The organism is Planococcus sp. ISL-110, from assembly GCF_018613575.1.
GTDB lineage: Bacteria > Bacillota > Bacilli > Bacillales_A > Planococcaceae > Planococcus.
Map to the genome: position 1 here is coordinate 96264 of NZ_JAGGPX010000005.1, position 23036 is coordinate 119299.

Annotated in this window: 30 protein-coding genes; 18 read left to right on the forward strand and 12 right to left on the reverse strand. The window is 43.0% G+C overall.

Translation table 11 applies throughout. The features are described from left to right. Positions 1–93 precede the first annotated feature (93 nt). The 6 genes from J7I83_RS17705 (at position 94) to J7I83_RS02885 (ending at position 7051) form a co-directional block, all read left to right on the forward strand. Positions 94–201 (forward strand): CGNR zinc finger domain-containing protein, encoded by a 108-nt coding sequence (locus tag J7I83_RS17705; protein WP_251047411.1) that lies wholly within the window; start codon positions 94–96, stop codon positions 199–201. 202 nt (positions 202–403) lie between these two features. Beyond that, positions 404–1144 (forward strand): metal ABC transporter ATP-binding protein, encoded by a 741-nt coding sequence (locus tag J7I83_RS02865; protein WP_215099214.1) that lies wholly within the window; start codon positions 404–406, stop codon positions 1142–1144. 2 nt (positions 1145–1146) lie between these two features. Then, positions 1147–2004 (forward strand): metal ABC transporter permease, encoded by an 858-nt coding sequence (locus J7I83_RS02870; RefSeq protein ID WP_215099177.1) that lies wholly within the window; start codon positions 1147–1149, stop codon positions 2002–2004. A 25-nt stretch (positions 2005–2029) separates the two neighbouring features. Beyond that, positions 2030–2968 carry a metal ABC transporter substrate-binding protein gene (locus J7I83_RS02875; protein ID WP_215099178.1) on the forward strand — a complete coding sequence of 313 codons (939 nt, stop codon included), beginning with the start codon at positions 2030–2032 and terminating at the stop codon, positions 2966–2968. A 616-nt stretch (positions 2969–3584) separates the two neighbouring features. Then, positions 3585–5015: a cardiolipin synthase gene (cls, locus tag J7I83_RS02880; protein WP_251047405.1), complete on the forward strand. Its 1431-nt coding sequence runs from the start codon at positions 3585–3587 to the stop codon at positions 5013–5015. Positions 5016–5692: 677 nt separating this feature from the next. Next, positions 5693–7051: a DUF2254 domain-containing protein gene (locus tag J7I83_RS02885; protein WP_215099179.1), complete on the forward strand. Its 1359-nt coding sequence runs from the start codon at positions 5693–5695 to the stop codon at positions 7049–7051. Between the two features lie 447 nt (positions 7052–7498). Here the strand turns inward: J7I83_RS02885 and J7I83_RS02890 are convergent, their stop codons facing one another. Further along, positions 7499–7774: a hypothetical protein gene (locus J7I83_RS02890; protein ID WP_215099180.1), complete on the reverse strand. Its 276-nt coding sequence runs from the start codon at positions 7772–7774 to the stop codon at positions 7499–7501. Positions 7775–8133: 359 nt separating this feature from the next. Then, positions 8134–8373, reverse strand: coding sequence for an alpha/beta fold hydrolase (locus J7I83_RS02895; RefSeq protein WP_215099181.1), 240 nt, complete (start codon positions 8371–8373; stop codon positions 8134–8136). Positions 8374–8472: 99 nt separating this feature from the next. Between J7I83_RS02895 and J7I83_RS02900 the strand changes: the two genes are divergently transcribed. From J7I83_RS02900 to J7I83_RS02920, 5 genes are all read left to right on the forward strand, one after another. Next, complete coding sequence (locus tag J7I83_RS02900; RefSeq protein ID WP_215099182.1) at positions 8473–8850, forward strand: hypothetical protein; 378 nt, start codon at positions 8473–8475, stop codon at positions 8848–8850. A gap of 205 nt (positions 8851–9055) precedes the next feature. Next, positions 9056–9271 (forward strand): hypothetical protein, encoded by a 216-nt coding sequence (locus J7I83_RS02905; protein ID WP_058385191.1) that lies wholly within the window; start codon positions 9056–9058, stop codon positions 9269–9271. Between the two features lie 343 nt (positions 9272–9614). Continuing rightward, on the forward strand, positions 9615–11003 hold the full coding sequence (locus J7I83_RS02910) for a M1 family metallopeptidase (protein ID WP_215099183.1): 1389 nt from the start codon (positions 9615–9617) through the stop codon (positions 11001–11003). A 110-nt stretch (positions 11004–11113) separates the two neighbouring features. Further along, on the forward strand, positions 11114–11287 hold the full coding sequence (locus J7I83_RS02915) for a hypothetical protein (protein WP_215099184.1): 174 nt from the start codon (positions 11114–11116) through the stop codon (positions 11285–11287). 55 nt (positions 11288–11342) lie between these two features. Then, on the forward strand, positions 11343–11819 hold the full coding sequence (locus tag J7I83_RS02920; protein WP_215099185.1) for an immunoglobulin-like domain-containing protein: 477 nt from the start codon (positions 11343–11345) through the stop codon (positions 11817–11819). A gap of 91 nt (positions 11820–11910) precedes the next feature. Here the strand turns inward: J7I83_RS02920 and J7I83_RS02925 are convergent, their stop codons facing one another. The 4 genes from J7I83_RS02925 to J7I83_RS02940 all read right to left on the reverse strand — a co-directional run bounded on the left by J7I83_RS02925 (position 11911) and on the right by J7I83_RS02940 (position 13471). Next, a complete protein-coding gene (locus J7I83_RS02925; RefSeq protein ID WP_215099186.1) occupies positions 11911–12276 on the reverse strand; it encodes a hypothetical protein in 366 nt (121 codons plus the stop codon). After that, complete coding sequence (locus J7I83_RS02930; protein WP_215099187.1) at positions 12273–12461, reverse strand: hypothetical protein; 189 nt, start codon at positions 12459–12461, stop codon at positions 12273–12275. The genes J7I83_RS02925 and J7I83_RS02930 overlap by 4 nt, the downstream gene beginning before the upstream one ends. Positions 12462–12494: 33 nt before the next feature. Next, positions 12495–12980, reverse strand: a complete 486-nt coding sequence (locus J7I83_RS02935) for a flavodoxin domain-containing protein (RefSeq protein ID WP_215099188.1) — start codon at positions 12978–12980, stop codon at positions 12495–12497. A 281-nt stretch (positions 12981–13261) separates the two neighbouring features. Beyond that, entirely contained in the window at positions 13262–13471 is a 210-nt protein-coding gene (locus J7I83_RS02940; protein ID WP_215099189.1) for a heavy-metal-associated domain-containing protein, read from the reverse strand. 291 nt (positions 13472–13762) lie between these two features. Here J7I83_RS02940 and J7I83_RS02945 point away from each other — a divergent pair, with 291 nt between their 5' ends. Continuing rightward, complete coding sequence (locus J7I83_RS02945) at positions 13763–15664, forward strand: heavy metal translocating P-type ATPase (protein WP_215099190.1); 1902 nt, start codon at positions 13763–13765, stop codon at positions 15662–15664. 258 nt (positions 15665–15922) lie between these two features. Here J7I83_RS02945 and J7I83_RS02950 read toward each other — a convergent pair whose 3' ends face one another. Further along, positions 15923–16723, reverse strand: coding sequence for a TIGR00266 family protein (locus J7I83_RS02950; RefSeq protein WP_215099191.1), 801 nt, complete (start codon positions 16721–16723; stop codon positions 15923–15925). A 119-nt stretch (positions 16724–16842) separates the two neighbouring features. On the opposite strand from J7I83_RS02950, the gene J7I83_RS02955 reads away from it, so the two are divergent. Both J7I83_RS02955 and J7I83_RS02960 read left to right on the forward strand, forming a co-directional pair. After that, positions 16843–17370, forward strand: coding sequence for a cupin domain-containing protein (locus J7I83_RS02955; protein WP_215099192.1), 528 nt, complete (start codon positions 16843–16845; stop codon positions 17368–17370). Between the two features lie 37 nt (positions 17371–17407). Further along, positions 17408–17653, forward strand: coding sequence for a hypothetical protein (locus tag J7I83_RS02960; RefSeq protein ID WP_215099193.1), 246 nt, complete (start codon positions 17408–17410; stop codon positions 17651–17653). A gap of 66 nt (positions 17654–17719) precedes the next feature. Here J7I83_RS02960 and J7I83_RS02965 read toward each other — a convergent pair whose 3' ends face one another. After that, complete coding sequence (locus tag J7I83_RS02965) at positions 17720–18364, reverse strand: SDR family oxidoreductase (RefSeq protein ID WP_215099194.1); 645 nt, start codon at positions 18362–18364, stop codon at positions 17720–17722. A gap of 197 nt (positions 18365–18561) precedes the next feature. On the opposite strand from J7I83_RS02965, the gene J7I83_RS02970 reads away from it, so the two are divergent. The 3 genes from J7I83_RS02970 (at position 18562) to J7I83_RS02980 (ending at position 20313) form a co-directional block, all read left to right on the forward strand. Beyond that, positions 18562–18768 (forward strand): hypothetical protein, encoded by a 207-nt coding sequence (locus J7I83_RS02970; protein WP_215099195.1) that lies wholly within the window; start codon positions 18562–18564, stop codon positions 18766–18768. A 21-nt stretch (positions 18769–18789) separates the two neighbouring features. Next, on the forward strand, positions 18790–19800 hold the full coding sequence (locus J7I83_RS02975) for a S66 family peptidase (RefSeq protein ID WP_215099196.1): 1011 nt from the start codon (positions 18790–18792) through the stop codon (positions 19798–19800). A gap of 63 nt (positions 19801–19863) precedes the next feature. Further along, positions 19864–20313, forward strand: a complete 450-nt coding sequence (locus J7I83_RS02980; RefSeq protein WP_251047406.1) for a GNAT family N-acetyltransferase — start codon at positions 19864–19866, stop codon at positions 20311–20313. 49 nt (positions 20314–20362) lie between these two features. Here the strand turns inward: J7I83_RS02980 and J7I83_RS02985 are convergent, their stop codons facing one another. Further along, positions 20363–21373 carry a PQQ-dependent sugar dehydrogenase gene (locus J7I83_RS02985; RefSeq protein WP_215099197.1) on the reverse strand — a complete coding sequence of 337 codons (1011 nt, stop codon included), beginning with the start codon at positions 21371–21373 and terminating at the stop codon, positions 20363–20365. Between the two features lie 76 nt (positions 21374–21449). On the opposite strand from J7I83_RS02985, the gene J7I83_RS17955 reads away from it, so the two are divergent. After that, positions 21450–21572 (forward strand): hypothetical protein, encoded by a 123-nt coding sequence (locus tag J7I83_RS17955; protein WP_285228664.1) that lies wholly within the window; start codon positions 21450–21452, stop codon positions 21570–21572. Between the two features lie 403 nt (positions 21573–21975). On the opposite strand, the gene J7I83_RS02990 is transcribed toward J7I83_RS17955, so the two are convergent. The 3 genes from J7I83_RS02990 to J7I83_RS03000 all read right to left on the reverse strand — a co-directional run bounded on the left by J7I83_RS02990 (position 21976) and on the right by J7I83_RS03000 (position 23028). Continuing rightward, a complete protein-coding gene (locus J7I83_RS02990; RefSeq protein ID WP_215099198.1) occupies positions 21976–22290 on the reverse strand; it encodes a hypothetical protein in 315 nt (104 codons plus the stop codon). 20 nt (positions 22291–22310) lie between these two features. Beyond that, a complete protein-coding gene (locus J7I83_RS02995; RefSeq protein ID WP_215099199.1) occupies positions 22311–22520 on the reverse strand; it encodes a hypothetical protein in 210 nt (69 codons plus the stop codon). 118 nt (positions 22521–22638) lie between these two features. After that, complete coding sequence (locus J7I83_RS03000; protein WP_215099200.1) at positions 22639–23028, reverse strand: ribonuclease HI family protein; 390 nt, start codon at positions 23026–23028, stop codon at positions 22639–22641. Positions 23029–23036: the final 8 nt, after the last annotated feature.

Sequence of the window (23036 nt, forward strand, 5' to 3'; positions counted from 1 at the left end):
GGATTTTGCAGGAGCTACTCTCTTATGAAACGCTTCAAGCATTTCAAAATGGCCTTTTTGAAAAAATCAAGAAATTCAAGAGCTCGCTTTGCTATGCCTTTTTTTGTTGATACTAGTGGAAAACGCAAATGGTGTTCGAAGGATATTTGTGGGAATCGCCAAAAGGCAAGAAGACATTACTCCAAAAAGACCAATTCATAAAATCATGTTTGGTTATCAAAAGCATCAAGGAAGACAAACTACTTTTCTTAAAGTACTTTGTCTTCCTTTTGCGTTTATAAATACTCAAAAACATGAAAAAAACTTTCTGTTTACAATCATTCATAAAAAGTATAAACTAAAGAAAAGTTTCCTTAGGGCAAAACTTTTTAAAAAAGAAAATAAATGGCGGAGGGGAAGTAAAATGGTTTCTGCAATTAAAATAAAAGATGTTCAAGTTTCTTATCATGGCCGTTCTGCAATAGAAGCCATTGACTTGACCCTTGAACAAGGTAAAGTTTTTGGCATAATTGGTCCGAACGGTGCAGGCAAATCAACATTATTAAAAGCAATATTAAATTTAGTTTCTATTGATAAAGGCGTCATTGAAATATTTGGTGAAGCATTAAAAGAAAACAGAAAACGAATTGCTTATGTGCCTCAACGAAATCAATACGATTGGGATTTCCCCATTCATGTTCTAGATGCTGTTTTGATCGGTACTTATCCAATCTTAGGAATATTTAAGCGACCAAAGAAAAAAGACAAAGAATGGGCTTACGAATGTTTGAAAAAAGTACGCATGGAAGAATTTGCTCATCGACAAATAGGGGAACTTTCCGGAGGGCAGCAACAACGTGTTTTTCTTGCAAGAGCACTTGCGCAAAAAGCAGATATTTTCTTTTTGGATGAACCATTTGTCGGAATTGACGCGACAAGTGAAGAAATGATCATCAAACTACTAAAAGATTTGAGAGACCAAGGCAAAACAGTAGTCGTGGTCCACCATGATTTAAGTAAAGCAAATGAGTATTTTGATGAATTGCTTCTATTGAATAAACATGTAATTCAGTTTGGGAACCCGAAACAAGTATTGCGGCCTGAAGTTATGCGGAAAGCCTATGAAAGCGAATTATCTTTTTTGTATGAAGTTGGGGTGAACTGATTATGGCTTTTATCGAAGGGCTTATTGAATACGACTTTTTGCAAAAAGCTTTACTTACCTCGATCATGGTAGGAATTATTTGTGGAGTCATCGGTTGTTTTATCATTTTAAGAGGAATGGCTTTAATGGGAGATGCGATTTCCCATGCGGTTTTACCAGGAGTGGCAATTTCTTATGCAATTGGCATCAATTTCTTCTTTGGTGCGGTATTTACAGGTGTGTTAACCGCAATTGGGATCGGCTTTGTGAGCCAAAACAGTCGGATCAAACAAGATACGGCAATTGGTATTATGTTTTCTGCAGCATTTGCGTTAGGGGTAATCCTTATTACGGTTCTCGAAAGTAGTACCGATTTGTATCATATTTTGTTTGGTAATGTGTTAGCGGTGAGGCCATCAGATATGTGGATTACGCTTGGCATCGGGCTAATTGTTTTAGTTTCTGTTTTTATTTTTTACAAAGAACTTCTTGTAACGTCGTTTGATGAGACGATGGCAGAAGTTTACGGCCTTCCCGTGAGATTGATTCATTACTTTTTAATGACACTTCTGACGATGGTGACAGTAGCTTCGCTTCAAACAGTCGGAATTATATTAGTGGTGGCGATGCTAATCACACCTGCTGCAACAGCATATTTACTGACGGATCGCCTATCAACTATGATTTTCATATCGGCAACTATTGGGGTGAGTGCAGCTGTAATCGGCTTGTACTTTAGTTTCACATACAACTTGGCGTCAGGTGCTACTATCGTGCTTGCTGCGACGACGCTATTCTTTTTAGCCTTTGTTTTCTCGCCTAAGCAAGGAATGTTATGGCGGAAATTGAATGCCAGAAAACAAAGAACAATAACTAATTAAATTTTTTTGGAAAGGGAGAGTACTTATGTTTAAAAAGAACAAAATTTTCATCATTAGTATCGTCCTGCTTTTTTTATTAGCAGGATGTTCTAGCAACGAAAGCGAAAATAGCGATACAAAAAATGACAAGTTACAAGTAGTAACAACTTACTCAATTCTTTATGACATTGTAAAAAATGTGGGAGGAGATCAAATTGACCTTCATAGTTTAGCGCCAATTGGCTCGAATCCACATGAATATGAAACATTGCCATTAGATGTACAAAAAGCAACAGACGCAGATATCGTTTTTTATAACGGCTTAAATTTAGAGGCAGGTAACTCATGGTTTGAAAAGTTGATGAATACTGCTGGGAAATCAGGAGATTCAGCACCTGTCTACAAGATGAGTGAAGGCGTAGAGGCAATGTATTTAACCACTGAAGGAAAAGAAGGCGAAGAAGATCCACATGCATGGTTAGATATTCAAAATGGTATTAAATATGCAGAGAATGCAAGAGATGCCTTTATTGAAGTAGACCCCGACCATAAAGAAAAGTATGAAAAAAATGCACAAGCTTATATTAGTGAGTTGGAAGCACTTCATCAGAAAGCCATCGATCAATATAGCAAAATTCCAAAAGAAAAACGGATTTTTGTAACGAGTGAAGGGGCATTTAAATACTTTAGTAAAGCTTATGATTTCCAAGCTGAGTACATTTGGGAGATCAACCAAGAAAACCAAGGAACACCGTCACAAATTACGCGCGTACTTGATTTGATCAATGAAAAGCAAATTCAAGGTTTGTTTTTAGAAACAAGTATTGACCCACGCAGCATGGAAATGGTGTCGAGAGAAACAGGTATGGACATTAAAGGAAAAGTCTTTACCGATTCGATTGGGAAACCAGGAGAAGATGGCGATACGTATATCAAGATGATGCAATGGAATATCGATACCATTTTAGACGGTTTAACCGACTAATCGATTAAGAAGAGTTCCAACAGAATATCCTCACGAATAAAGAAGTCGACAAAAGTCGGCTTTTTTATTCGCTGTATAAGTTGAAGTAAAGAATTAGCCCTTTTCATTTTTTGAAAAAGAATAGGTATAAAGAAATCGCTGCAGGCGGACGCTTCTTATCATTAGTCAAGCATCTTTCTCGAAGAAGCAAGGAAGTCAAAATGAAGATTAAAACAAGGGTGAATTGACTATGTTAAAATGTTCAAACGTTTGATTTTTATAGGAATTTAACTGTCTTTTTGAAAAAACTACTAGGAAAAATGTTTTTAGGGTCGGCCGGTCAATTAATATGCATGAGCTGTAGATGAAGATATCAATATAACAACGGAAGAAGGCATGGAAGAGATTATTCCACATGAAGAACCGAAAGAAGGAGAAGAAGATTAATAATTTCCAAGTCCATCGCGAAGAAAATTGCAATGGACTTTTAGTTTCTACCCTTTTTCCTTTTAAATCGTCGGCAAGGCCGTTACAATCAAGTTCGTTAGGATAAAAAAATGATTAAAGCATTACAAAACAGCAGAGATAAGACAGGACCTGGGGAGGGGTTAAAATTTCATTCGAATGGTTAAGTACATTGAGTAATCTTTTTATCCTATTGAACATGGTTCTGGCGTGTTTTATTTTATTTGCTGAACGGAAAACGGCCTCTTCGGCGTGGGCGTGGATATTGATCCTTTTCTTTATACCGATCATCGGCTTTATCCTGTACTTGTTATTTGGAAAGCCGTTGAGACCGGAGCGGCTAAAGCGTCCGGTTGCTTACGAGAACCCCGAGTTTGTGGCTACGAAGGAGCGGCAGCTGGCCGAAATGAGAAATGGCAACTTGAGTCCGGCTTCACCCGTTGTGAAAGACTGGATGGCCCTCATCAGGATGAATGCAGCCAGGACCGGTGCTCCTTTATCGACAGCCTCGAATCTCCAGCTGTTCAACGATGGCCAAAAGAAGTTCGATGCCTTGTTTGAAGACATCCGCCACGCGCAGGACCATATCCATCTGCAGTATTACATCCTGAAAAATGATGAACTGGGGAAACGGTTGCTGGCGCTGCTGACCGAAAAAGCGCAGCAAGGGGTAAACGTGCTGTTCCTGTATGATGATTTGGGCTCCAAGCATCTGCCGAAACGCTTTTTTAAGGAGTTTGAGGCCGCTGGCGGGAAGACGGCGGCGTTTCTGCCGATGCTATTGTCTAGTATCAATCCACGGCTGAACCACCGCAATCACCGGAAGCTCGTTGTGGTAGATGGTTCGGTTGGCTATACAGGAGGCTTTAATGTCGGAGACGAATACGTGGGGAAGAAAAAAGAGTTTGGCTATTGGCGGGACACGCATATCCGGCTGGAAGGGGAGGCGGTGCATTCTCTGCAACACCGGTTCTTTATCGACTGGAATCAGACCAGCGAAACCTACCCGATCAAGTATGCGGAACGTTATTTCCCAAAGGTGGACAACCAAACCGGAAAGGCGATGCAGCTGGTCGCGAGCGGACCCTTGGAGCGGCATGAAGATATCAAAAACGGCTACTTGAAGATGATCCATCATGCCCGGGAATCCATCTATCTGCAGACTCCGTATTTCATCCCGGATAAATCCATCATGGACGCTTTGAAGACAGCGGCGCTTGGGGGCGTGGACGTTCAAATCATGATTCCCCACCTAGCGGATCATCCTTTTGTCCATTCTGCAACGCTATCGTTTGTCCGCGAACTGTTGTCGGACGGCATCAAGGTGTACAGCTACAAAAACGGATTCATGCACGCCAAGACGCTGATCGTTGACCAACAAGTTTATTCGGTCGGGTCGGCCAATATGGATATCCGCAGCTTCTCGCTGAATTTCGAATTGAATGCCTTCGTCTACGATGCGCAGTCGGCGATTGAGATGGCGGAACTTTTTGTTCAGGACAAACAGCTATCCGTCCAATTGACAGAAGAAATATTTGAGAGTCAGTCATGGTTCGACAAGGTGAAACAGGCCGTTGCGAATCTTGTGTCGCCTGTATTGTGACCAAATCCATCCTTGATCAAGCAGACTGTGGGAACGGCCTGATGAAAACCAAAAGAAGAAGCGCCGATTTCTATTTTTTAGAAATCGGTGCTTCTTCTTTTGGAATCAACTCCGACTGCAAAATCCAGTATGGAAAAAGCGAAGAAATTGATAATTGAACTAAACCCCAAATGGTAGACACTTTAAAAAAAGTGACCCCATTTTGAAATGATCCGAAAAAGCTAGGAGAAATATTAAATGGTCTGTTGGATATGAATTCGATATACACTCGAAATTATATCGTTTTATTTTAAAGAATCAGAATTTTTTATCAAAAGAGACTAGTTCTAAGTTCGAGGGGTAAAGAAGTAAAGAGATTCAAAGAGATAATTTATCCAAATGGCTCTTCATCCCGGCAGAATAGTTAATTCGATGCGTACTTTAATATTTAGTGGATCTGCTCATTAAGAAAAAGGAATCTTTTTACTGCCAAAGATGAAAAGAGCAATTTTGCCTGGCGGTTTGACGTCGGGACTGAGATTCGAAAATACAATTGCTTGAGGAATTTTCATCTTCAAACGGAAGGCGGCACAGCTTCTTTTTAAAGGTGGTTTTTTATCAATCAAAACAAAATCAATCAAAAATATCGCAGAGACAATATTTGTACCAGCCACAAATAGGAAAGGAGAATTCCACTTATGCGCTTAAATTTTCTGCCTAGCGAAATCAGAAAATACTTTCAAATGTCTGAGCGGCAACGGAAACATGAGATAAGCATGTCGCTTTGGCATGTTCCGATTCTTTACATAGGAGCAGCCACCATTACTGCAGCGGTGACGATCTTTATCGATATGTATTTTGAACTTTCTTCACAATCCATTTCTTTTATTTTTGATTTTCAAGCTACCCAGTCGCTTGTCAGTACACTTATTAGCAGTGTCTTGCTTTTAAGTGCTTTTACGCTGAATATTTTGCTGATTGTATTGACAACGTTCAGCAGCCAATTTTCACCTCGTATGCTGCAAAATTTTATCTCGGATCGACAGACTCAACATTATGTAGGCATTTTTAATGGCAGCTTTATTTATGTTTTAGTGACGTTTTTGTTCATCACTAATTTTCAAAATAATGACTTTGTCTTGGTACCGATCATTACGGTTCTATTGACATTCATAACTGCGGTTATCTTCCTTTTTTTCATCAACCACGCTATTTACTGGATGCAGGTGCATAACATCACCTTTAGCATGAAAAAAACATCTGAACAAATTGTTCGAAATACATTGAAAATAGATGTGGAAAATCTGAAAAAAGTGGAAGCGGGAGATTTAAAAGAGGTTTTTCGGAAAGATGCGAAAGAAGTGAACACAGCTTTCTCTGGATATCTTCAGCTTGTTGATTTTCAAGCGTTGGTTAACAAAGCGCAAAAAGATAATATTATCATTGAACTCCATGAGAAAATTGGAAGCTTCCTTTTATTCAACAACCCACTGTTTTCCTACTGGGGCGAAGGAGCAGATGAAATAGATGAAGAAGCGTATAAGGAACTTATTTTATTTGGAAACAAAGAATTGGAAATTCAAGATAATGATTCAGCGATGAGTAAACTTGCAGAAGTAGCGATTAAGTCCATCAATAACGGAGACCCGCGCTCTGCAGTCAATGCCATTTACCAATTGGCCAATTTGATGCAGACAATCGATCATTTCATCACATCTGCCCCGTATCTTGCTGACTCAGATGAGCAAGTCAGAGTGATTCTTCAGCCGCAACGGTTTGCCGATTCTTTGTACAGAGGATTCGGGATGATTAGGCATTACGCCAAAGATGAGCTGCCAATTATTATCGAAATTATCACTGCGTTAAGAATGCTTGCGAAAGCGTCCGATCCGATACGCCATGAAGAGATTTGGAATTTTGCCGAAAATACTGTTAACAATGTATCAAAAGATATTGTTTATGATATCGAACGTAAGTTGTTGCTGGAGAAAATATACCAGCTTGCAAAGATTACAGGGAATGAAAAAGAGTATCATAAACTGGAAAAAACACTATAGTAGAAAGCTGTACAAGTCTTCACTGTTTTACTCGAACTCTTTTATGAAATAATGAAAAGAATTGGGTTTGCCCATAGCTCACTAAATTTCTTGAGTGAGCTATGCCGAAGCGGGTTGAAGATGAACGCACGAAATCTGACATGAATAATTTTCTATAGATAGTTGGGGTTTCCTATGTACCGTTGACTGAAAAAGCGATTAAGGTTTCAAAAGAAGTCGGAGCAGCTTTCTGAACGTCTATGAAAGCATTCAAAAAGATATGGATAAAGGCAAGGGGGTTCAATTGGAAATATGTGAGATGCTAAAGAACAAGGGGCGTTCCATTATGGATTGGCCCTCTTCTTTTTGAAGTTCATGAACGAAGCAATCTACTTTATTGCGAAAAATAAATGTTCTTGTGATTTCAGTTGTAATTACAATGAAGTAGTCACCTTCTATAGAGACTATTTAGTCTTCACGAATATTTTTTGAGGTGTAGCCAACATACAAAAAGACGAATCCGGTAACCAAAGTGGCAATAGCAAAAATAATACCAAAAAAACTGACCCCAATTCCAGCTTGAACGATAGGAGCGATGATTCCAAGAAAAATAGCATAAACTAAAAAAGGAAGTAGAAACACTGTCATATAGCCGGAATGGATCCACCGATGCCTCTTTTTTCCAGCAAATTTACTGACAGCAAAACTTAACAAAGAGATATACATGGCTAAAACCAGTATCATAAGAACGCCTCCAATCAGTGATACTTATTAGTACTTTCGAGCGAGGATTACCCAAAAGAGAAAAAAATAGTGATGATCATCAGTGCTATTAAAATATTTATCACTTCAACTGCAGTTAAGTGAATAAGTTTGAAACGAAGAGCTGTCGTTTTGATTTGGCATTGGCGCTTTTACTGTTTCACAATGATTTGGCCACGGCTCCAGACCAGCCATTCAGGCGCAAGCAATGGAAACTTTTTTTTAGTAGGCTATAGGAATCTGTTGCTTTAAACCCGGTTGAAAAAGTGTGCTGGCCGAAAACCATTGAGCACGTTTTTCTTGATAAAGTGATGTGGCCCAGCGCCACTTGTTCGAGTGCTTTATTGGGGTATTGATGGATCCCGAAGCATGCGGTTTAACTTAACCTTTTTTTGGAAGAGCCATAAAAGAGGTTTGTCGGAAGTTCGGTTAGTATGCCCAGGCAAATCAACAGCAAGAAACCGAAAATTCGTAAGGTTCTTGGCCAGCGCTTCAAAAATTTCTTTCCGTTCCCCGAGTGCAGGTATGGCGACAATTGTTGGTCCGGTGTTTTCTTGATAGTATTGTACATATTGCAACATTCAATGACCTCCTAAAAATTCCCTAGAGTCGATCATATAACTATTTCGGCAACTACTGGATAATACCTGCTTGTTTATTGTTTAGATGGAAATGAAGACATGCAGAAAAAAGCGCAAACCAAGTGGGAAAAGAGTTTTCAGATGGTTTTTTCTATGAAGGGGCGACAGAAAGTGAAGAAATATTATGCTTGGGTGATCGGCAGTTTTGTTGTGGCTACGATTTTATGCGTTTTTGGGCAGGGAATGGCTCTTTTTTTGAGCGAGCATGTTGTGCACATTGAGCCTGTCTATTACTTGACCGGATTGACCATTCTCGGTATTTCCCTCTACGCGGTGACTGCGATTTTTCTTTTTTTCTTGTTTAGGAACCAGGAATTTGTTTCGGACAATCGGGAAATCTATTTAATGATATTGGGTATAACTGCACCGAGCGCTTTTAGCTGGTCATTTTTTGTAACAGTAATGTGGTGGGGCTAAAAGAGCTTCAATAGAAGGTTATCGATTCGACATGGCATCATGCATTAGCCACATTTCACATGAAAAGGTGACAATAAGCAAGAACTTTAATAAATATAGGGCAGCCCGTGTTATAATGAGGAACTTAGGGCAGTTACGAACATGCCTTTAACTGAACGGATGCCAAAAGCCTCCGCTTACCGATAGAATATGGAGGTGTAACATTATGAACAAACGATGGACCTTTAAAGAAATTAAAGCATTTGTCGAAAAAAACTCGGACAGTAAATTATTGTCGACGGAATATCACGGTTTTTCTCAAAAGCTGTTGTTTAAATGCGCATGCGGCAATAACTTTGAAAAAACATTTACGAAATTCAATACGAAAAACCAGCGTAAATGCGACGTATGCCAACCGCCAAAAGCGCCTCGCGGCGAATAATGAATAACCAAAGCACTGATTTCTGTTCAAAGAAATCAGTGCTTTTTTAGTGTTGTACAAAAAGCTGCAGTGAAGAGTGTCTATAGCCAGCCGTCTTATCTGTCGTATTTATTGCTTTTGAAAATATGTTCGTCACTCCAAGCAGGTTACATCTGGTCAATTTTGATTGCTCAAAATTGAGATTCCATATAAGAATTCGATATTAATTTTGCAAAGCATAAAAAGGGCAAGCCAGTTATAAAAACAAATGATAAAATTTAGGAACAATAATCTCTTGCCGTGATCGGCCGGAAAATAACTGCAGGAAATTATGAGGAAAATTTGCAGAAACGGGAGATGCACAATGAAGTTGAAGGTATGGGGAGGAGTACTGGTCATTGCGATTGGAGTTATCGTTTTTCTGATCGTGAGGTCCACTCTGTTTTGCGAAGACTGCGGAAATCAGGAATCAGAGAAAGAACACGACACAATAAATGCGGTTTATGATATAGAGCTTTCTTTAAGCAAGACAGAAGAATTCCAAATAGCAGCTGCTATTGGCGTCACAAACTACTCGCGGGACACTTGGTCCGATATCGGGTTTTATTTGGTGCCAAATGCCATGAATTCGGAGGAAACACGGTTATACGAAGATGAGGATCTGGAGATTGACGTTTCTTCCGTATCCGTTGACGGGCAAAAGGCAGAGTACAGTTTGAATAATAATGAATTGATGGTAGAGCTGAATACAAATCTGGAACCAGCATCTGTGGTAAATGTGGCAGTAGAGTATTCCATGGTTTTGCCGCAAAATGGCATGCGGTTGTCTCAAGTGGACGACAATTTTTATTTGGCGCATTGGTATCCGATGCTCGGCCATTACCAAGATGGCTGGGACATTAAGGATTATGATTCGAAAGGTGAGTCCTACGATACAGATTACGGCGACTTTACCGTCAGCTTTGACTTGCCGAAAGATTATTTGGTCGCCAGTTCAGCTGAAGATGGGGCAACCGAAGCGGCATCTTCCGGCACAGTGCAAGGAGAAAACATCAAAGATTTTTATCTGGCCATCATGAATCCGGACGAGTGGGAGTTTGAAACTGTACAAGCCAATAGCGCGGATCTGCGTGTATTTACGCCCCGTTCGGCGAATATGCTGGAGGAGACCTCTGAGCTGGCCGCAGACGCTTATGTGTATTTTGAAGAAAACATTGGCGATAACCCATTTGGAGAACTGGACATCATCGCAAATGATGGTTACATGGAATACCCGAATATTATTGAAGTGGCAGCAGATGAAGAATCTCAGGAATCCGTACTGGTGCATGAAATTGCCCATCAATGGTTTTATTTTATCGTGACGAACGATCCGTACAATGAAGCCTGGTTGGATGAGGGATTGACGGAATTCAGCAGCTCTCTTTTCATCAGCGACTATTATGACGATGATGAATACGGATTTTGGGGCGCATCAATGGCCCAAGAGTATTATCCGCCAGAAACCTATGTGAACTTGCCGCTCGACGAATTTGAAGAGGGGTCTTATTACTCCACCGTTTATGGCAAAGTCCCGATGCTGCTGAAAGAGTATTTTGACAACCTGGAGGGGGACAGGACGGCACTTGAATTCCTATCGGCTTATTACACAGAATACCAATTCGAGCAAGTGGACACGGAGAAGTTCAAAGTATTTTTCGAAGAATATTTTGAAGGGGACCAAAGTGAGTTTTTGGACAGCTGGTTAAAATAGCGGAATAACAGAGAGAAGAAACTTAATCAGAGTTTCTTCTTTTTTATGGTTTCTTTAAAAAGTGCGAACTTCTTTGTTAAATTTTTTGAAAGACGAGGAGGGTATTTAATATGTCTAATGAGGTTCTTGCCATAGTTCTCTTAGTCTCTGCAGTGATTTGGGTTGCGGTTTCCAAAGAGGCTGTAAAACCATCAAAGGAAATAAATTGGCGGAAAATGATAACTTTATTGTCTGCAGGAACGGTATCGGCATTCGTTATCCGATATTTTTGGCAAACTTATTGATGTGCATCAAGGAAAGGCGCTTGGTGACGAAGTATAGTAGGAAGAGAGGTGGCTTATGAGAAAATTAGTGTTATTTCTATTGATTTCTTTATTCCTTGTAGCTTGCAGCAAAGATTCTTCAGTAGCGACCATAGCAAATCCATCGCCGGACCAAGAACTGTCCTTCAGTAAAGCAGGCTTGTCGCTGCTTCTTGAAGAGCATAGATACGTGGGATCGCCTTCTGTTATCGCAATGACGATCAAGAATGACAGTATGCAGGATTTTGGTTTCGGGGAATACTTCCATATTGAATTGAAACGAAAAAGCGGATGGCATATCCTGATCCATTCTGACGCTGTATTCATAAATAATCCGCATCTGAATGACTTTGGCCGTGTGTTGGCGGCGGGAGACGAAACGGACATGAGGTTTTCCATTGAAGAATTGGGGATTGAACTGGCTCCCGGTGAATACCGGATTGTCAAAACCTTCTTATCGCAAGAGGACCCATTTTTCGAAATATCGGTTGCCTCTCCTTTTAGCGTAGAATAATCACAGTCATCAAAAAACGTCTATTCAGAGCCTGAAAAGGCAAGGATAGACGTTTTTTGATGGGTTTTTATTAATAAGAATCGTTTCCTGTTCAATACAATAAAGAGCCTGTTCCTGCATTTCCGCCTTTTGTAATGTCAATCGGCCGTAAATGCGTTTTTTCAGAATGTCGGTAAAAGCTTGTGTCGATGGCGGCTTTGACCTTCCAAATCATCCAAATACCAAACAGTATCTGAACGATGACCAGTGCCAAGTAAAGTGGATTGGAAAAGGTTTCAGTGATGACAAAGAAAAGGGAAAGCAGGACAGTCTGGGCGACAATGACCTTTCCTGCACGCAACAGTACCGAAACGAACAGGATTAAAATCCCGATAATCAAAAATGCACTATGTTCCTGCAATAGGGAATTGAAGGAAAAGTCTGTAGATAAAGGTGAAATTAACTGAACCGAATTCATTTTAGTTCTCCTCCTTGTTCTGACATTTCAACTGGCAGAACTGGAGGCGGGCCCTGGTATTTTTCTTTCAGTTTCAAATGGGCCTCTGTATACTTCGGATTTAATGTCCCTCCGCTTAATCCCCCGTCAATCATACGATCTATTTCTTGGGTACAATCACAATCGATTGTTTGTAGCTTTTTCATGGGTGTTTCCTCCTCGTTTAATGTGGTTATAAATTAAAATTGCCCAGCTTCATTAGTAGCACCGTATTTTATGATGGTTTGCTGGAATTCTTCCGCCAGTTTTTTGATGGATAGCAGCTCTTCTTCCTCGTCAGGTGACAGGTCCACTTTGACGGAATGTTGGATGACCCGAGCGTTTTGCTGTTTAAACTCAACTTTCATCAAATCAACCGCTGAACAAAATCCATCATATGCAGTGTCACCTGAACCGAAAACTCCAACAACTTTGCCGGTCAGATCGGCGGTCCGCAGTGTGTCGCAAAATAGTTCTGTTTCAAATGGAAGATCTCCATCATCATACGTGTAGGTGCCAAAAAGAATGCCGTCATACTGAAGTAACTGCTGGGGATCCAGTCTATCCATTTCGATATTTTCCATAGTTACTGTACAGACCTCCGGATCCAGATGCTGCTCCAATAAATTGGCTATTTCTTCTGTATTTCCTGTTGAACTCGCATAAAGGATAAGCACATGTATCATAACGATCACTCCTGGTTCTGACTTGCTTCCTATCTATAGTTTATCGATAAGCTATAGTGAAAAACTTGACACACATCAAGTCGGGAGTGAACTCCGTTATTTTTTTGTCGAATGTTCTTCCATTTGCCGATAACGCACAAGAATTGGATCAGTTATACTCTGGTATCTCGAAAAATTGGAGATAAATGTAAAGTAAAAAACCGGCAAAAAAAGGTTTGCTTTTCACTGCCGGTTTCCTTATCTCTATAAATGGATCGGTAACACCAGATAATCTGCTGATGTCAGGCCATAACTGGATAGCCGAGCTTTTCGATAACGGTCTTCAACTCTTCCGGTGCTACCTGTTCTTCATCATAATCCACTTTTACTTTACTGGAATTGAACAGCACCTTCACTTCCTCGACGCCACCTATTTCCCCAACTTTCCCTTCAATCTTTTTAATGCAGGAAGGACAAGTCAAGGGTTCTAATTGGAATTTAACTCTAGTCATTTGAACCGCTCCTTTCTCTTGCTGCTTCCAGTATAGAAACTCCAGCCAGGCACTTCCTTGACCTGCATCAAGTCCTGAAATCAAACAAACGCCAGATCAATGAAGATCCACTCCGCAAATATTGGCAATCATAAAGAAAGCAATAAATTCTTCTGATGAACATGCGGTTACTTGATAGGGGTCAATTTATAAAAACATGACTTAATTTATTATGGAAGCATAAAGAAAAGTGTTATACACAAAGAATTTGATTGAAAATTTACACAATAATGAAAGGGGAGTTGAAGAGAGATGTTTGCGTTTATTCACAAAAAGAAAAAAACCATTACATTTACGGCCGGTTTCTTACTGGCGCTCGCATTGGTTTTAAACTTTACAGGACATTATGACTTGCGGCAGCTTGTATTAATTCTGGCCACAATCATTGCTGGAATTCCGATTGCCATCAAGGCATTTCAGGCATTGATGATGAAGGCATTCAGCATCGAGATGCTGGTAACGATTGCCATCATCGGCGCATTGTTTATCGGAGAATACGTGGAATCGGCAGTTGTAACATTCCTGTTCCTGTTCGGGGATTACCTGGAAGTGCGTACGCTCGAAAAAACCCGCTCTTCCCTGAAAAGCCTAGTGGATATAGCACCGCAGGAAGCAACCATCATCCGTGATGGCATCACGGTGACCGTGCCGGTGGAAAGAGTTATTAGAGGCGATCGTGTCCTGATCCGAACCGGTGGAAAAGTGCCGGTTGACGGAAAAATCATCACCGGGCACGCTTTGCTGAATGAAGCGGCCATCACCGGGGAATCCGTGTCTGCTTCGAAGAAAACCGGAGACAAAGTGTTCGGTAGTACAGTTATGGATTCGGGGTATATCGAGATTATTGCCGAAAAGGTCGGAGATGATACGACATTTGCAAAAATCATCGAGTTGGTGGAAGAAGCGCAAGAGTCGAAATCGAAGACCGAAAAATTCCTGAACAAGTTTGCAAATATCTACACACCCGCAGTAGTGGTCTTGTCATTTGTGGTATATGCGCTGACAAGAGATCTCCATCTGGCCATTACCTTCCTGGTCATTGCCTGTCCAGGGGCGTTGATCATCGGTGCGCCGGTCTCCAGTGTAGCGGGCATCGGAAACGGTGCGAAAAATGGCGTCCTGGTAAAAGGTGGGGAAGTGATGGACCGTTTCTCGAAGGTCGATACATTGGTCTTCGATAAAACCGGCACTTTGACGAAAGGCAAGCCGGAAGTAACAGATATCAAAGTCTTTCATTCATATAAAGAGCAGGAGCTGCTCCGGTTGGTGGCACAGGCGGAAACGGTTTCTGAACATCATCTGGGCCAAACCATCGTCAAGAGAGCAAAAACCCGGAATATGGCCCTCGATCAAGAGCCGGAACAAGTTGAAGTCATTAAAGGCAATGGGTTGGCGGCCAGTGTAGAAGGTAAGGTTTTGGTAATTGGGAACCGAAAACTGATGAAAGCGAAAAACATCACCATCTCGGCAGTAGCAGAGGCCTATGCGGTAGAACGTGAAAAAGCAGGGAATACCGCCATATTTGCAGCTGCAGACGGGATTGTGGAGGGGATATTCTCGATCGCTGACCAAATCCGTGAAGACGCGGCTCCTGCACTCGCTCAAATGAGAAAGAATGGCATCAAAAAAATCGTCATGCTGACAGGCGATAACCAGCATACAGCCGAGTTGGTCGCGGAAACTTTGGGTCTGGATGAATTCCATGCTGAACTGCTGCCAGAAGACAAAGTGGCTTTTGTCAAGAAACTGAAACAGCAGGGCCATGTAGTCGCAATGGCAGGGGATGGTGTCAATGATGTTCCGGCAATCGCTACTGCAGATATCGGACTTGCGATGGGCGAAGGCGGCACCGACATTTCAATGGAAACCGCCGATGTCGTGTTGATGGCTGATAAACTCATGCAGTTCTCGCATGCTTATTCATTGTCAAAAGCCACCATCCGCAATATGAAACAAAACACCTTCTTTGCAGTCGGCATTGTGGCGGTCCTGCTGGCCGGTGTGCTGATGGGATCTATTCACCTGGCTTCCGGCATGTTTATCCATGAAGCCAGTGTCCTGATCGTCACCTTGAATGCCATGAGGCTGATGAGCTTTAACCGCAAAAAAACGGAAGCTGAAAAACCTTTGGAACCGGTCAATGTTAGGGTTTAAAAAGAGAGGTTCTCAGATCCATCCGTAGACAAGAACTTGGTCTTGATCAATCTGATTTTGGATAGAGAAAAGCCGACTGATTCTAATCTGATCAGTCGGCTTTTTCATAGGTTTTTACGCTTTTGATATGAACGATAGGAACTTGCAAGTAAACACAACGATGAATAGGATTCTGACGTCATGCGGTTTGTAGATCCGACTACGAACCAGACAAATGGAAGTGCCTTTCCTGTTGCAGCCCGGTTTGCCGGTAAAAATTTATCTTCCACCCAGCAGATCGAACAATCCGCCAGCGGCACTGCCTTCGCCTTGTGAACGGCCGACAGGATTCTGCGGAGCCGCCGCAAATACGCGGCTTGCCAAACGGCTGAATGGCATCGACTGGATCCAGACACTGCCGGGGCCCCGCAACGTCGCAAAGAATAAGCCTTCACCGCCGAACAAGGCGGTTTTAATGCCTGGAACGGTTTCGATATTGTATTCGACGTCTCCGGTCATGGCAACCAAACAACCGGTATCAACGCGCAGCACTTCACCTTTTTGAAGATTTTTGCGATAGAGGGTGCCGCCTGCATGGACGAATGCCAGTCCGTCGCCTTCCAGTTTTTGCATGATAAAGCCTTCTCCACCAAAAAATCCGGCGCCGAGTTTGCGCTGAAATTCAATGCCGATGGAAACTCCTTTGGCCGCAGCCAGGAAAGAATCTTTTTGGCAGATGATTTTGCCATTCAGCATGCTTAAGTCCATTGGAATGATTTTGCCGGGATAAGGGGCTGCAAAAGACACGTGGCGTTTACCGGTTCCTTTATTGGTGAACGCTGTCATGAACAGGCTTTCACCGGTGATGACCCGTTTTCCTGCGCCCATCAGTTTGCCCATCAAGCCGCTGCCTCCAGAACTTTTGGAGCCATCGCCAAAAATCGTTTCCATGGCAATGCCATCCTCCATCATCATTAAAGCGCCAGCTTCGGCGATTACGGTTTCGGAAGGATCCAGTTCCACTTCCACAAATTGCATATCATCCCCGTGCAGCTTAAAATCAATTTCATGATTATTCATCTGTTATTCCTCCTCTGTCGTGTGGGTGTTTTTGTTATACAATGGATACGTGTAAAGAGATGGAAAGTTTCACAAATTTCAGCTGTCTAAAAAACTAATGAGAAATGGAGAGGATAGCGATGAATGCAGAAGACTGGATCACCCATTTGGACATGGCGGCGCATCCGGAGGGCGGGTACTTTAAGCAGTCATTTGTTTCGCCTGAAAAGATTAGCACGTCTACGCATCCGGCTGAGCGGAACCTGTACACCAGCATTTATTTTCTGCTGCGGTCACAGGATGTCTCGCATTTCCACCGGCTGAAATCCGATGAGCTTTGGTATTTTCATGCCGGCCATGCGGTTACGGTGCATATTCTGGATGTTGAAGGAAATTACCGTGCCGAAAAATTGGGGCTCGATTTAGCCGCGGGAGAACGCCCACAGGTGCTGGTTGAAAAAGGCAGCATTTTCGGCTCGACAGTAGAGGCAGAAGCCGCATTTTCCTTAGTGGGCTGCATGGTTTCTCCAGGCTTTGACTTTGCTGATTTTGAATTATTGATGCAGGACGAGCTGCTTGCGCTTTATCCGGAACAGGAACAGGTCATCAAAAAGCTGGCCTATGAAAAAAAACCGGGCACTCTATCGGATTCCGGGGATAAATGCTAGACTTGGGGAAGACAAAGCAAAAGGGTGAGGGAGAACGATGGGGAGTTTTTTATTGATTTTGATTATTGCCGTAGCGGTCTTTGTAGGAATTGCCTCCAAGAAATATTACGACAAGCCGTACATTGTAAATTTCGGCATCGCTTTGATGATGGCCTTATTGGTCATTCAGACATTCCAAATGACGCCAATTGGCGGACTCGGCTATGCCGCGATCATTCTCTGTTCGATTGCGTTTGTGTTTCAATTGGTCATGGGTATCAGAAACCTGAAAACAGCATCATAATCGGCAGGTAAAAAAGGCTTCTGATCATAGATCAAAGGCCTTTTTTCTTTGCATATTTTGAGCTGGCTAAAGCCGGTTAAGTGCGTCTTCAATTTCATCTTCACCCGAAATAACTTCAAAGGTCTTGTTGTAGACATGCTCATTGGCAAGTGAATGCAGCAAGACACGTGCTACATCTTCCCTTGTGATTTCACCCGAATCCAGCTTTTCAGTCGCTAAAATCTTGCCGGTTCCAGGATCGTTGGTCAACAGTCCCGGCCGAATGATGGTGTAGACCAATCCACTGGCGCGCAGGATGTTATCGGCGTGGTGCTTGGCTACATAGTAATGGGCCATATCCTCTTTCCACATCTCCCGCTTGTCGGCATTGATGGCACTGATCATGAGAAAGCGTTCAGTCCCGGTTTGTTCAGCTGCTTCGATTGTTTTGGCGGCACCATCCAAATCGATCAGCAAGGTCTTGTCCGCACCTGTAGCGCCGCCGCTGCCAGCCGCAAATACGACAGCATCGCAGTCCTTCATGGCATCCGCGATTTCCTCGACACTGCCTTCGAGGCTGGTCAATACCGATTCCACCCCTAAGCTATTGAAAAAGCTGATTTGCTCTTCTTTGCGGATCATCGCTTTCGGTATATGCTCTTCGCTGTCCGCTAGCATTTTGACAAAATGCCTCCCAATCTGTCCATTCGCGCCTACTACCAACACTTTCATCCTGATCAGCCCCTCTGCGGTTTTCGTTGCTCTTCTTCCCTAATATACCCTGCAAGAGCCCCTTCAAGCAAAGCATGCCTTTATTTAATTCTGAAAAATGCCAATAAGTAGAAAAGGGGACTTTATTCTCAAGTTAAGTTTAGTATAATGGTAGACAACAGACTGATTTTACTGCTACTGATTTTAGGAGGAACATTATGAACTCGATGACAGATTCAAAGATGATGGAATTAAAGGAAACAGCACCAACAAGAGAAACACCGCCTGATTTCTCCCAATTTAAAGGGAAAAGATTAGACAAGGAACCAAGCCGTTTTCTCGAATTGATGGGACATGCGCTATGGTTCTGTTCGGGTACCGCTATCTTAATGGCGATGATATTTTCTTTGTTTTATTTCGTTTAACTCATAAAGGGGGACTATTGGATGATTCGTTATCCTGAAAAAACCTTGAAAACGATTGGAATTACAGCACCATCTTCAGGCGTCGGAAAAGAACAGCACAATCTCTTGGAGCAGGCGATTGCCCGCCAACAGCAGAACGGCTTCCAGATTAAAACCGGAGAAACCGCCTGGACGCAGGAACTGGCCAAATCGGCACCTGCGAAAAAGCGCGCGGATGAATTCATGGAAATGATGAATAATCCGGAGATTGATATTATTATCCCTCCTTGGGGAGGCGAACTGCTGATTGAAACATTGGAATACCTGGACTTTAATGGGATGCAGCCCAAATGGGTTCTCGGCTATTCAGATCTCAGTTTGCTGCTGTTGGCCATTACCTTGAAAACCGGAATAGCTACTGCACATGGCACCAACATCGTGGATTTGCGCGGCGAAAAAAGCGACGAAACGACGGGACAGTGGCTGCCGGTTCTGAAAACCGAAGACGGAAAAACCGTTACACAAAGCTCTTCTGCACATTTTCAAAAAGAGTGGAATCATTCAGATCCATCTCCAGTGGTCTTTCATTTGACAGAGCCCACCAGATGGAAAACTGTTTCAGGAACCGACGAAACATTCTCGGGCCGCCTGCTGGGTGGCTGCATCGATGTGATCCGGCACCTGATTGGAACGCCGTATGGAGAAGTTCAGGCTTTCCGGGAACAGTACATTCCGGGTGAACAGGTCGTCTGGTATTTGGAGAATTGTGAAATGTCCGTTACAGATTTAAAACGGTCGCTGACAGGGATGAAATATGCAGGCTGGTTTGAGGATTGTTCCGGCATTCTGTTTGGGCGTAGTGCGGCGAATGAGCCGGTCGAGGGATACACCGCCGAAAGGATGTACCAGGATTTGGCTGAAGACTTGGGCCTGCCGATCGCTTATGACATCGATTTAGGCCATGTGCCGCCGCAGATCACGTTCGTCAACGGTGCCTACGCGGATATCCATGTCGCAGGCGGCAAAGGAACCGTCACTCAGGAATTCAAATAAAAAGGATGTCTGCTCATGGAGATTCGACAGTTGGACGTAAGGGATGCATAGGCTTATTATGATTTGCGGATCGAAGCGTTAAGGGACAGTCCAGACGCATTCAGCACCCGGCTGGAAGATGCCATCAAAAGACCGGTCAACAAAACGGCGGAAATTTTGGCGTTGAAAAATGCCGTCACTTTTGGTGCTTTTAATGCTGGAAAACTGCTCGGCAATGTAAAGCTTGTACGCAATACAGCACCAAAGCTGGAGCACCGGGCATCAGTCGTCGCTGTTTACGTGACGCCTATTGCCAGAGGCAAAGGGCTTGCCAGGCGGTTAGTGGTGGAACTGCTTCAATATGCGGCCAAATGGCAAGGGCTGGAACGCTTGGATTTGATGGTGGCCAGTGAAAATCTGCCGGCCATCGCGCTATACGGCCATTTTGGCTTTGAAAAATACGGAACTGAAATAAAATCTATGAAAACACCTGGAAAATACATTGATGAAGATTTAATGGTGAAATTTATTTAACATCATTTCAAGAAAAAAGGTGTATTGGACCCCTCCAATACACCTTTTGCTATTCATTTAATTTATAGAGATGGTCATCGCCGTCTACAGGCGTTCCGCGCCCATCTGTATTATTGGTGATAAAATAAAGGAAGTCGCCGTCTGAAAAGACATCCCGGACGCGGCCAAATCCTTCAATCGAGTCCAATACTTCAGCAGTTTCAGGATCCAGAACCTTGATGGCTGTTCCGCGTAGTGCAGCGACATAAAGGGATCCGTTATGCATATCCATTCCGCTCGGAGCCCAGGTTTCGTCAGAGCCTGTAGTGAAGAAGGGCGATTCCATACCTTCTTCCGTCTCATCGCCTTCGATGGTCGGCCAGCCGTAATTATTGCCTTCTTCTATGATATTGATTTCATCATTGGCCGATTGGCCATGTTCAGAGGCATACATGGTCTCTTCATCCCAGGTGATGCCCTGCGGATTGCGGTGGCCATGCGAATAAATTTCAAATTCGTTGGAGTTATTGAGTTTTAGTATTTTGCCATTGACCGATCCTAAATCCTGTGCAAGATCCGGAGTGGATGCATCGCCAATTGTCGCAAATAAGGTGCCATCTGCATCCAACTCCAGGCGGCCGCCATGGTGGACATTGCCGGTTGGGATTCCTTCGAGCAGAACTCTATTTTCCTGCCATTGGCCGTCTTCTAAAACCAGGGTAACAATTTTGTTGTAGTCATTGCCGTCACGCTCGTAGACATAGTAGCCATAGGCTTCCTGGCTTTCTTCAAAATCCGGCTTCAGAACAAAGCCTAAAAAGCCTGCCTCTGCAGCACCGGAAAGAGCATCGGAAAAGTTGACTTCCTGACGCGTCATGGTACCATCTTCAGCTATATGGGCAACACTGCCGGGCCGTTCCGAAATGTAAAATTCTTGGCCGGTCTTATTGATGTCCCAAGGAGCCTCGAGTTCTGTGGCAACCGCTTCGAAAGGGGCAGTGGCTTCTTCCGGATTCGGCGCGGCATTGTTGCAGCCTGCCAGCAACAATAGGGAAAGCGAGGGTACAAAAATTTTTCTCACGAAGAAAACCTCCTTTTTTCCATCATAATTGAATCGTACACTGATAGGAAATAATACAGTTAGAGGAGGTGACTCCATGCCGTTGTTGAAAGACGTCAAGGAACAAGAAGAAATACGCAAAAAGAAAAACCTCATCCGCATCATGACCTGGGGAATCGTTGCGATTGCCTTAGTGCTGGCCTGGTTTTTCACTAAATAAAAAGTACAGGGTAGTGGACTTTGAAAAATTATTTCGGCTTCAGAAAAGCAAAGCTGAAGAAATCGCTCCAGACGGCCGCTTGATAGAAGGAAGTCGGATAAATATCAAGACTACTGTTTAGGAAATGATTTCGTGATAAGTCTATCACCCCTCGAACATACTTCATTCACCTCTCTTAATGAACTAGACGACAGTGCAATAAGAGCATATTTCCATTTGTGCGGTATTTTAAATATGTTTCATAGCTAAACTCCGGGGAGTCCACGGGCTTGGCCGAAGCGATGTGGAAAAATAACGCTTTTATAACAAAGACTCAAAAAATTTCAAAATAAATCTACCTGCACAAAAAAAAGACCCCAGTGAGACTCAGACTATTCGAGTCACAATGGGGTCTATAGCCGTTTTAGGCTGGCTTTTTTCGGTTCTGGATAAATTCCACTATCACGATTGCCAATGTGACGGCAAGCAGCACATTAATGATCAACGGATCCAGAAACTCATCACGGAAAATCGTCGCGACGGTCAGTATGTAAAAGGCCGCTTGTGTGATTTTGGCAATAGTTGGAATGGCATCTTTCGGGTAACGCATGCGGGCCAGCTGGAAAGTGAGAAAAGCCAGCAGCAATACAAGGTAATGGGGCCACGATAATTCAGCAACCACATTGTTGACCACCGCAAAAACCAGCAGCGGAATAAGATAAAACAAAACCCATTTCACGGTTAAAGCCTCTTTTCAACTTATTTTTTGGTGTTGTCCTGCTGTCTCCGGGTAACCAGCAAATACAAGTTATAGATGGAGAAAATCAGTGCGACAGTCACGATAACCACTGAAACCACAGGGTAGAGCGAAGCGCCGTTTTGCATGATTTCAACGATTCGCGTGTAAATGATCCACGGTCCGATGACGAGAATGAAGATGTCGAGCGCAGTGCCAAGTTTAGTTCTCATGAGCTTCCTCCAATAAAACATAATAACTTAATCTTATCAGACTTTCGCTGAAGAGTATGCATAGAAACCAAAACAACCGCCCATAAAAGAAAAGGGCGGCTGCTACAGATTGGACATATTATTTGTGTTTGCGCAGCCTGGTTCTCGCTGACGCGTCCGCTGCCCGGTTCTGGGAGTCTGGAATCCACTTGATAAAGCAATATTCGAATTGGCCGCCAAGCTCCAGCGCTCGGGCCAGCAACGGTTTAAACTTCGGATTTTTGATTGATCCTCTTTCAAACGCGTCCACCGTGACCTGGGAATCGGACTTGATCGACACCATGCCCGATGACAAGCCTTTGGCAAGCTCCAAGCCTTTTATCAGCGCGGTAAATTCCGCAGTATGATTGTCCATTTCCCCCACATATTCGCTCCAGTGGATCAAATGGCCTTCACCTCGTATAAAAACGCCGACTGCGCTGACTGATGGATCTCCTGCAGTTGCGGCATCCACAAACACTTCCAGCATTGGATCAC

Excerpts from the sequence above, each read along its gene's own strand:
- J7I83_RS02905 (WP_058385191.1), top strand. The coding sequence starts at position 9,056 with ATGAACAAACGATGGACCTTTAAAGAAATTAAAGCATTTGTCGAAAAA.
- J7I83_RS02975 (WP_215099196.1), top strand. The coding sequence starts at position 18,790 with ATGATTCGTTATCCTGAAAAAACCTTGAAAACGATTGGAATTACAGCA.
- J7I83_RS02965 (WP_215099194.1), bottom strand. The coding sequence starts at position 18,364 with ATGAAAGTGTTGGTAGTAGGCGCGAATGGACAGATTGGGAGGCATTTT.
- J7I83_RS02925 (WP_215099186.1), bottom strand. The coding sequence starts at position 12,276 with ATGAATTCGGTTCAGTTAATTTCACCTTTATCTACAGACTTTTCCTTC.
- J7I83_RS02920 (WP_215099185.1), top strand. The coding sequence starts at position 11,343 with ATGAGAAAATTAGTGTTATTTCTATTGATTTCTTTATTCCTTGTAGCT.
- J7I83_RS02865 (WP_215099214.1), top strand. The coding sequence starts at position 404 with ATGGTTTCTGCAATTAAAATAAAAGATGTTCAAGTTTCTTATCATGGC.
- J7I83_RS02945 (WP_215099190.1), top strand. The coding sequence starts at position 13,763 with ATGTTTGCGTTTATTCACAAAAAGAAAAAAACCATTACATTTACGGCC.
- J7I83_RS02900 (WP_215099182.1), top strand. The coding sequence starts at position 8,473 with ATGCAGAAAAAAGCGCAAACCAAGTGGGAAAAGAGTTTTCAGATGGTT.
- J7I83_RS02890 (WP_215099180.1), bottom strand. The coding sequence starts at position 7,774 with ATGATACTGGTTTTAGCCATGTATATCTCTTTGTTAAGTTTTGCTGTC.
- J7I83_RS02970 (WP_215099195.1), top strand. The coding sequence starts at position 18,562 with ATGAACTCGATGACAGATTCAAAGATGATGGAATTAAAGGAAACAGCA.
- J7I83_RS02930 (WP_215099187.1), bottom strand. The coding sequence starts at position 12,461 with ATGAAAAAGCTACAAACAATCGATTGTGATTGTACCCAAGAAATAGAT.
- J7I83_RS02940 (WP_215099189.1), bottom strand. The coding sequence starts at position 13,471 with ATGACTAGAGTTAAATTCCAATTAGAACCCTTGACTTGTCCTTCCTGC.
- J7I83_RS17955 (WP_285228664.1), top strand. The coding sequence starts at position 21,450 with ATGCCGTTGTTGAAAGACGTCAAGGAACAAGAAGAAATACGCAAAAAG.
- J7I83_RS02955 (WP_215099192.1), top strand. The coding sequence starts at position 16,843 with ATGAATGCAGAAGACTGGATCACCCATTTGGACATGGCGGCGCATCCG.
- J7I83_RS02950 (WP_215099191.1), bottom strand. The coding sequence starts at position 16,723 with ATGAATAATCATGAAATTGATTTTAAGCTGCACGGGGATGATATGCAA.
- J7I83_RS17705 (WP_251047411.1), top strand. The coding sequence starts at position 94 with ATGCCTTTTTTTGTTGATACTAGTGGAAAACGCAAATGGTGTTCGAAG.
- J7I83_RS02895 (WP_215099181.1), bottom strand. The coding sequence starts at position 8,373 with ATGTTGCAATATGTACAATACTATCAAGAAAACACCGGACCAACAATT.
- J7I83_RS02960 (WP_215099193.1), top strand. The coding sequence starts at position 17,408 with ATGGGGAGTTTTTTATTGATTTTGATTATTGCCGTAGCGGTCTTTGTA.
- J7I83_RS02935 (WP_215099188.1), bottom strand. The coding sequence starts at position 12,980 with ATGATACATGTGCTTATCCTTTATGCGAGTTCAACAGGAAATACAGAA.
- J7I83_RS02875 (WP_215099178.1), top strand. The coding sequence starts at position 2,030 with ATGTTTAAAAAGAACAAAATTTTCATCATTAGTATCGTCCTGCTTTTT.
- J7I83_RS02915 (WP_215099184.1), top strand. The coding sequence starts at position 11,114 with ATGTCTAATGAGGTTCTTGCCATAGTTCTCTTAGTCTCTGCAGTGATT.
- J7I83_RS02995 (WP_215099199.1), bottom strand. The coding sequence starts at position 22,520 with ATGAGAACTAAACTTGGCACTGCGCTCGACATCTTCATTCTCGTCATC.
- J7I83_RS02870 (WP_215099177.1), top strand. The coding sequence starts at position 1,147 with ATGGCTTTTATCGAAGGGCTTATTGAATACGACTTTTTGCAAAAAGCT.
- J7I83_RS02910 (WP_215099183.1), top strand. The coding sequence starts at position 9,615 with ATGAAGTTGAAGGTATGGGGAGGAGTACTGGTCATTGCGATTGGAGTT.
- J7I83_RS02885 (WP_215099179.1), top strand. The coding sequence starts at position 5,693 with ATGCGCTTAAATTTTCTGCCTAGCGAAATCAGAAAATACTTTCAAATG.
- J7I83_RS03000 (WP_215099200.1), bottom strand. The coding sequence starts at position 23,028 with ATGCTGGAAGTGTTTGTGGATGCCGCAACTGCAGGAGATCCATCAGTC.